Origin of the sequence: Geobacillus sp. LYN3 (assembly GCF_003064505.1) — a bacterium.
GTDB classification, from domain to species: Bacteria; Bacillota; Bacilli; order Bacillales; family Anoxybacillaceae; genus Parageobacillus_B; species Parageobacillus_B toebii.
The window spans coordinates 40902-48437 of sequence record NZ_QCWL01000001.1 but is presented as its reverse complement, the minus strand read 5'-3'; the positions used below and the strand labels follow the sequence as shown (position 1 = coordinate 48437).

Genomic DNA, 7536 nt, shown 5'->3' with positions numbered 1-7536 from the left:
GAATAAGGATTGCTTAAAGCAGTCAAACTTCTTTGGAAGCCCCCACTTCAAATTTTCGCTAGAAAATTAAGTGGGGGTAGTTCACTACTCCTGATCCAAGCTATCACAACCTTGTGTATGCTGAGGCGTTTGGACCTGCTGCATACATTGTCAAAGCTCGCGTGCAGCTGCTTCGCGATTTAGGTCCAGCGATTAGCCCATTTAATGCCTTTCAAATTCAGCTTGGTCTTGAAACATTGCATGTACGTATGAAAGAACATATTGCGAATACAAGAAAAATCGTCGAGTATTTAGATCGTCATCCAGCAATAGAGTGGGTGCTTTATCCAGAACATGACAGTCATCCAGCAAAAGAACTAGCGAAAAAATATTTGCCAAAAGGAGCGGGTTCCATCGTTGTATTTGGCGTAAAAGGCGGCAGAGAGGCAGGAGCGAAATTGATCAACAGTGTAAAATTATGGTCGCATGTTGCCAACGTTGGCGATGCGAAAAGTTTAATTATCCATCCTGCAAGCACCACACATCAACAGCTAAACGAAGAAGAACTAAAATCATCTGGAGTGACAGAAGATTTAGTTCGTCTATCTGTCGGCATCGAAAATATCGATGACTTAATCGAAGATTTAGAACAGGCCATTGCGGCTGCTACCGGAATTACATCTGATGTTTCCGTCTCATAATCACAAAAAATGATAATCATGCCATTTTCCATAATGACCATAACATTTCCATTGACACTATTCGACATATAGTGATAAAATCACATTCGTAATTATTGAGAGATTTTAATTGAATAAAGTGTTTTTTGTGCTCTTATCAAGAGAGGTGGAGGGATGTGCCCAATGAAGCCCGGCAACCGTCAGCGTACTCGCTGAAATGGTGCCAATTCACACAAAGCGTCTGCTTTGAGAGATAAGAGACAGAACGGTAATCATTGCCTTTCTGTTCTCTTGAGCAGAAAGGCTTTCTTTTTGCGGCGAGTTGTCTTTTACATGAGGGAAGGTGGAAATGTGCATGATTACATTAGAAAACGTGACAAAAATATATGAAGCGGCCAATGGATCTGTAACAGCAGTGGATAATGTCTCTTTGCAAATTAAAGAAGGCGAAATTTTCGGAATCATCGGATATAGCGGGGCGGGAAAAAGTTCGTTAATCCGTCTCCTTAACGGATTGGAAAAACCGACCAAAGGGAAAGTCATTGTCGCTGGACGGGATATTGCTAATATTAAAGGAAAGGAATTGCGAAAGGCCCGTCAGGAAATCGGAATGATTTTTCAGCATTTTAATTTATTATGGTCAAGAACGGTTCGCGAAAACATTGCGTTTCCATTAGAAATTGCCGGTGTACCGAAAGAACAGCGGAAAAAACGAGTAGACGAGTTGATTCAGCTTGTAGGTTTGCAAGGAAGAGAAAACGCCTATCCGTCACAGCTTAGCGGCGGGCAAAAGCAGCGCGTCGGCATCGCGCGCGCTTTGGCGAACAATCCAAAAGTGCTATTGTGCGATGAGGCGACATCCGCGCTAGACCCGCAGACAACCGATTCCATTTTGGAACTTTTGGTGGATATTAATAAGCGTTTAGGATTGACAATTGTATTAATTACCCATGAAATGCACGTGATTCGTAAAATTTGCAACCGCGTTGCAGTGATGGAAAACGGAAAAATTGTCGAACAAGGAGAAGTGCTGCAAGTGTTCCGGCAGCCAAAGCAGGAGATTACGAAACGATTTGTACAGCAGGTCATCGAACCGGAGGAAACGAAAGAAACGATTGCGCATTTACTCGATAAATATCCAAAAGGAACGGTTTTTCAATTGACGTTTGTTGGAGAGGTTACGGAACAGCCGCTGATTGCTAACGTTGTTCGCCAATTTCAAGTTGATGCGAATATTCTTCAAGGAAAAATTTCGCAAACTCATCAAGGCGCTTACGGTGTGCTGTTTGTTCATATGGATGGAGAGAAAGAGGAAGTTGCCCGCGCGATCGATTATATTCGAAAGCAGCAAGTGGCGGTGGAGGTGATTACGGATGCTCGCTAACCTCTTACCAAATGTAGAGTGGGATATGATTTGGGCAGCGACCGTTGAAACGCTTTATATGACAGGAATTTCTGTCGTTGCAACATTTATATTAGGAACGATTCTTGGACTGCTTTTATTTTTAACGTCAAAGGGCAACTTATGGGAAAACCGCCTGGCGAATATGATCATCGCCGCTATCGTTAACATTTTTCGTTCCATCCCATTTATCATATTAATTATTTTGTTAATCCCGTTTACGAAATTCGTTGTCGGAACGATTCTTGGCGCAAATGCGGCATTGCCAGCACTCATTATTGGAGCGGCGCCATTTTACGCGAGAATGGTGGAAATTGCGCTTCGCGAAATTGATAAAGGTGTCATCGAAGCGGCCAAAGCGATGGGAGCGACAACGGCCACGATTATTTGGAAAGTGCTTCTTCCAGAGTCATTGCCTGCTCTTGTATCTGGAATTACCGTCACTGCAATTGCTTTAGTTGGATATACAGCGATGGCAGGGGTCGTTGGCGCCGGCGGCCTTGGCAACTTAGCGTATCTTGAAGGATTTCAGCGCAGCCATAATGATGTGACGTTTGTCGCCACCGTTCTAGTTTTGGTGATTGTCTTTGTCATTCAGTTTATCGGTGACTTTGTCACTTCCAAAATAGATAAACGATAAAAGGGGGAAGATCAATATGAAAAAATGGATTAGTGCGTTATTTGCCGTCGTTCTTGTGTTGGCTTTGGCAGCATGTGGAGGCAATAACAACGCTGATGGTGGCAAAAAAGAAGGGAAATTAACAAAATTAGTGGTTGGAGCTTCCAATGTCCCGCATGCAGAAATTTTAGAAAAAGCACAACCGATTTTAAAAGAAAAAGGCATTGACTTAAAAATTGTTAAATTCCAAGATTATGTTTTACCAAACAAAGCGTTAGCAGATAAAGAAATTGACGCCAACTATTTCCAACACATTCCATATTTAGAAGCACAGAAAAAAGAACATGGATATGACTTTGTCAACGCTGGCGGCATTCATATTGAGCCAATCGGTCTTTACTCGAAAAAATATAAAAGCCTCGAAGAATTGCCAGACGGTGCGACGATCATCATGAGCAACTCGGTTGCAGACCATGGTCGCATTTTATCGATGCTGCAAGAAAAAGGGTTAATTAAATTAAAAGAAGGTATCGATAAAACAAAAGCTACGGTCAAAGACATTGTGGAAAATCCAAAACATTTAAAATTTGAAGCAGATGTGGAAGCAGGATTGCTGCCGCAAATTTATAAAAACGGCGAAGGCGATGCTGTGCTCATCAACGCCAACTATGCGCTTGACGCGGGATTAGATCCTGCGAAAGATCCAATTGCTGTTGAGTCGCCGAAAGATAACCCATATGTCAATATTATCGCTGTACGCAAAGGCGATGAAAACCGCAAAGAAATTAAAACACTTGTCGAAGTGTTACAGTCGAAAGAAATTCAAGACTTTATTAAAGAAAAATATAAAGGTGCTGTCATTCCAGCAGCGCAATAAAATAACGGAAGCGGTCCGCTTCCGTTATTTTTATAAAACAATCTTGATCAAAATATTTTTCACTATGAACATAGTGATATTCTCTTCAAAAGGTTGCTAATACTTTTCATTTGTTATAAGATTGTAATGAGAATAAAATGAGAATGGAAAGACAAGCAAGTCAATGATATACACAATTTTTAGTGAAAATTGGAGGTATTCTTCATGGCAGTGTTAACAATTAAAGATCTTCACGTATCCGTTGAAGGAAAAGAAATTTTAAAAGGTGTGAATTTAGAAGTAAAAGGCGGAGAAATTCACGCGATTATGGGTCCGAACGGAACGGGAAAATCAACGTTATCGTCGGCGATTATGGGACATCCAAAATATGAAGTAACAAAAGGAAGCATTACATTAGACGGGCAAAACGTGTTGGAGATGGAAGTGGATGAACGTGCACGCGCCGGTTTATTTTTGGCGATGCAATATCCAAGCGAAATTAGCGGCATAACGAACGCCGATTTCCTTCGCGCCGCTATCAATGCCCGGCTTGGCGAAGGCAATGAAATCTCGCTAATGAAATTTATCCGCAAGCTGGATGAAAAAATGGCGTTTCTAGAAATGAACCCAGATATGGCGCATCGCTATCTAAATGAAGGATTCTCCGGCGGAGAGAAAAAACGCAACGAAATTCTTCAATTAATGATGCTTGAACCGAAAATCGCGATTTTGGACGAGATCGACTCCGGTCTTGATATTGATGCATTAAAAATTGTTTCAAAAGGAATTAATGAAATGCGCAGCAGCGAATTCGGCTGTTTGATCATTACGCACTATCAGCGTTTACTAAACTACATCACACCGGATTATGTGCATGTCATGATGCAAGGGCGTATCGTAAAATCCGGTGGTCCGGAGTTGGCACAACGTCTTGAAGCGGAAGGATACGATTGGATTAAAAAAGAACTTGGCATTGAAGATGAAACGGTTGAGCAAGAAGCGTAAGCGTTAGGAGGAGTATTATATTATGACGACAGGAACAAAAATACCATTCGACCAACAATATGTGCGCTCATTTTCCAGCGGACGCGGCGAACCGGACTGGCTTTTACAGCTTCGCTTACAAGCTCTTGCTAAAGCAGAAGAGTTGCCGCTGCCAAAGCCGGATAAAACAAAAATTGACAAATGGAATTTCACACAATTTGCTAATCATGTAGTGGAAAGCGCGCCGTTTGCTTCATTAGATGAATTGCCTGAAGCAGTAAAGGCGCTTATTGAAGCAGGAGAGGGAACGAAAAACTTATATGTCCAACGCGACCATACACCAGCATATTTATCTCTATCGGATGAGTTGAAAGCAAAAGGCGTCATTTTCACTGATATTTTCACAGCAGCACGTGAGCATGGGGATTTGTTGCAAAAATATTTGATGAAAGATGGCGTGAAAATTGACGAGCATCGTTTAACGGCGTTGCATGCTGCGCTACTTAACGGCGGTGTGTTCGTATATGTGCCGAAAAATGTTGTAGTGGATGTTCCTCTTCAAGCTGTTTATATTCAAGAAAATGATGATATCGCATTATTTAATCATGTCATCGTTGTAGCGGAAGATAATAGCCGGGTTGTTTATGTGGAAAACTATATTTCCGTAAAAGAAACTAGCAAAGCAGTTGTCAATATTGTCGCCGAAGTGTTTGCCAACACGAATGCTCGTGTGTTTTTTGCAGCGGTCGATAACTTGGCAAAAGGTATTACAACCTATGTAAACCGCCGTGGTATCGCTGCCCGTGATGGCCGCATTGAGTGGGCGCTCGGTTTAATGAACGATGGAGATACAGTTTCTGAAAACATTACCCGCTTAATAGGTGACGGTTCTTTCGGCGATACGAAAACGGTCGTTGTCGGTCGAGGAGAGCAAGTGCAAAACTTTACGACAAGCGTTGTTCATTATGGTAAACATACGGAAGGTTACATTTTAAAACACGGTGTTGTGAGAGACAGCGCGACTTCGATTTTTAACGGAATTGGAAAAATTGAACATGGTGCTTCTAAATCGAACGCGCAGCAAGAATCGCGTGTTCTAATGCTAAGTGAAAAAGCGCGTGGAGATGCGAACCCTATTTTATTAATTGACGAAGACGATGTAATGGCAGGACATGCTGCATCGGTCGGCCGCATTGATCCTACGCAGCTATATTATTTAATGAGCCGCGGTATTCCGAAACATGAGGCAGAACGTCTTATCATTCATGGATTTTTAGCTCCTGTTGTAGAGGCTATTCCGATTGAAAGTGTGAAAAAACAACTTATTGAAGTAATTGAAAGGAAAGTGCAGTCATGAATACGAAAGAGGTTCGGCAGCTGTTTCCGATTTTGGACCAAGAAGTAAACGGGAAGCCGCTTATATATCTTGACAATGCTGCGACATCACAGAAACCTCTTCCCGTCATTGAAGCGATTGATCACTATTATCGCCAGTACAATTCAAATGTCCATCGCGGCGTGCATACGCTTGGTACGAAAGCGACGGACGCATATGAAGGAGCACGTGAAAAGGTACGACGGTTTATTAATGCGAAGTCCACACAAGAAATCATTTTTACAAGAGGAACGACAACGGCGTTAAATATGGTTGCAGCGAGCTATGGCCGCGCTAATTTACAAGAAGGCGATGAAATTGTCATCACGTACATGGAGCACCATAGCAATATTATTCCATGGCAGCAAGTCGCTAAACATACGGGAGCCACATTAAAGTATATTCCGCTTCAGCCAGATGGAACGATCGACCTAAAAGATGTAGAAGCGGCGGTCACATCCAATACAAAAATTGTCGCTATTGTACATGTTTCCAACGTTTTAGGAACGATTAACCCAGTAAAAGAAATTGCAAAAATCGCCCACAAACATGGCGCTGTCATCGTAGTGGACGCCGCGCAGAGCGCTCCTCATATGAAAATCGATGTTCAAGATCTAGATTGTGATTTTTTGGCGTTTTCTGGGCATAAAATGTGCGGTCCGACAGGAATTGGCGTATTATATGGTAAAAGGGAATTATTAGAGAAGATGGAACCGGTAGAGTTTGGCGGCGAAATGATTGATTTCGTCGGCCTGTACGAATCGACATGGAAAGAGCTTCCGTGGAAATTCGAGGGCGGTACTCCAATTATTGCGGGAGCCATCGGTTTAGGAGCGGCAATCGACTTCCTTGAAGAAATCGGATTAGATAATATCGCTGCACATGAGCAGGAACTTGCCCAGTACGCTTTAGAACAGTTGTCCGCGATAGAAGGGATCACGATTTATGGTCCAAAACATCGCGGAGGATTAGTGACGTTTAACATAGAAGGAGTTCATCCGCATGATGTGGCAACCGTCCTTGACGCGGAAGGGATCGCCGTCCGCGCCGGTCACCATTGCGCCCAACCGTTAATGAAATGGTTAAACGTAACAGCTACAGCGCGTGCAAGTTTTTACCTCTATAATACAAAGGAAGAAATCGATCAACTCGTAGTCGCATTACAGAAAACAAAGGAGTATTTTGGTCATGTCTTCTAATAATCCTTTAGATCAGCTTTATCGACAAGTGATTATGGATCATTATAAAAATCCAAGAAATCGTGGTGTTTTAGAGGGAAACAGTGTAGATATTGATATGAATAATCCGACTTGTGGTGACCGTATTCATCTAACGATGAAAGTCGAAGACGGGAAAATTGTGGATGTGAAGTTTGAGGGAGAAGGCTGCTCCATTTCGATGTCATCAGCCTCGATGATGACGCAGGCGATCAAAGGAAAAACGGTGGAAGAAGCGTTGAAGCTAGCCAATATATTTTCCGATATGATGCAGGGGAAAGAACATGATGACTCTGTTGATTTAGGTGATATTGTGGCACTTCAAGGCGTTTCGAAGTTTCCGGCCCGTATTAAATGTGCGACATTGGCATGGAAAGCAATGGAAAAAGGGTTGCACCAACGTCATTAATGGCAAGAAGAAAAA

At 42.4% G+C, this 7536-nt stretch carries 7 protein-coding genes, 1 pseudogene and 1 riboswitch; all 8 genes and pseudogenes read left to right on the top strand.

Going from position 1 to position 7536, the window contains the following annotated elements; genetic code table 11:
- Window positions 1-80: 80 nt before the first annotated feature.
- A pseudogene (locus DCC82_RS00275) lies at window positions 81-680 on the top strand (PLP-dependent transferase); the annotation flags it as partial.
- A gap of 130 nt (window positions 681-810) precedes the next feature.
- Window positions 811-919: riboswitch (SAM riboswitch) on the top strand.
- A 95-nt stretch (window positions 920-1014) separates the two neighbouring features.
- On the top strand, window positions 1015-2043 hold the full coding sequence (locus DCC82_RS00270; protein ID WP_015864996.1) for a methionine ABC transporter ATP-binding protein: 1029 nt from the start codon (window positions 1015-1017) through the stop codon (window positions 2041-2043).
- The gene (locus DCC82_RS00265) at window positions 2033-2701 is read left to right on the top strand and encodes a methionine ABC transporter permease (RefSeq protein WP_015864995.1); all 669 of its coding nucleotides are present in this window, start codon (window positions 2033-2035) and stop codon (window positions 2699-2701) included. Before DCC82_RS00270 ends, DCC82_RS00265 begins: the two co-directional genes overlap by 11 nt.
- A 16-nt stretch (window positions 2702-2717) precedes the next feature.
- Entirely contained in the window at window positions 2718-3557 is an 840-nt protein-coding gene (locus tag DCC82_RS00260) for a MetQ/NlpA family ABC transporter substrate-binding protein (protein WP_097353808.1), read from the top strand.
- Between the two features lie 204 nt (window positions 3558-3761).
- A complete protein-coding gene (sufC, locus tag DCC82_RS00255) occupies window positions 3762-4541 on the top strand; it encodes a Fe-S cluster assembly ATPase SufC (RefSeq protein WP_015864993.1) in 780 nt (259 codons plus the stop codon).
- 22 nt (window positions 4542-4563) lie between these two features.
- Window positions 4564-5877, top strand: coding sequence for a Fe-S cluster assembly protein SufD (gene sufD, locus DCC82_RS00250; RefSeq protein ID WP_015864992.1), 1314 nt, complete (start codon window positions 4564-4566; stop codon window positions 5875-5877).
- Complete coding sequence (locus tag DCC82_RS00245; RefSeq protein ID WP_015864991.1) at window positions 5874-7094, top strand: cysteine desulfurase; 1221 nt, start codon at window positions 5874-5876, stop codon at window positions 7092-7094. The genes sufD and DCC82_RS00245 overlap by 4 nt, the downstream gene beginning before the upstream one ends.
- Window positions 7084-7521, top strand: coding sequence for a Fe-S cluster assembly sulfur transfer protein SufU (gene sufU / locus DCC82_RS00240; RefSeq protein ID WP_015864990.1), 438 nt, complete (start codon window positions 7084-7086; stop codon window positions 7519-7521). Before DCC82_RS00245 ends, sufU begins: the two co-directional genes overlap by 11 nt.
- The last annotated feature ends 15 nt before the right edge of the window (window positions 7522-7536 follow it).

Excerpts from the sequence above, each read along its gene's own strand:
- DCC82_RS00270 (WP_015864996.1), top strand. The coding sequence starts at position 1,015 with ATGATTACATTAGAAAACGTGACAAAAATATATGAAGCGGCCAATGGA.
- DCC82_RS00260 (WP_097353808.1), top strand. The coding sequence starts at position 2,718 with ATGAAAAAATGGATTAGTGCGTTATTTGCCGTCGTTCTTGTGTTGGCT.
- sufC (WP_015864993.1), top strand. The coding sequence starts at position 3,762 with ATGGCAGTGTTAACAATTAAAGATCTTCACGTATCCGTTGAAGGAAAA.
- DCC82_RS00265 (WP_015864995.1), top strand. The coding sequence starts at position 2,033 with ATGCTCGCTAACCTCTTACCAAATGTAGAGTGGGATATGATTTGGGCA.
- sufU (WP_015864990.1), top strand. The coding sequence starts at position 7,084 with ATGTCTTCTAATAATCCTTTAGATCAGCTTTATCGACAAGTGATTATG.
- sufD (WP_015864992.1), top strand. The coding sequence starts at position 4,564 with ATGACGACAGGAACAAAAATACCATTCGACCAACAATATGTGCGCTCA.
- DCC82_RS00245 (WP_015864991.1), top strand. The coding sequence starts at position 5,874 with ATGAATACGAAAGAGGTTCGGCAGCTGTTTCCGATTTTGGACCAAGAA.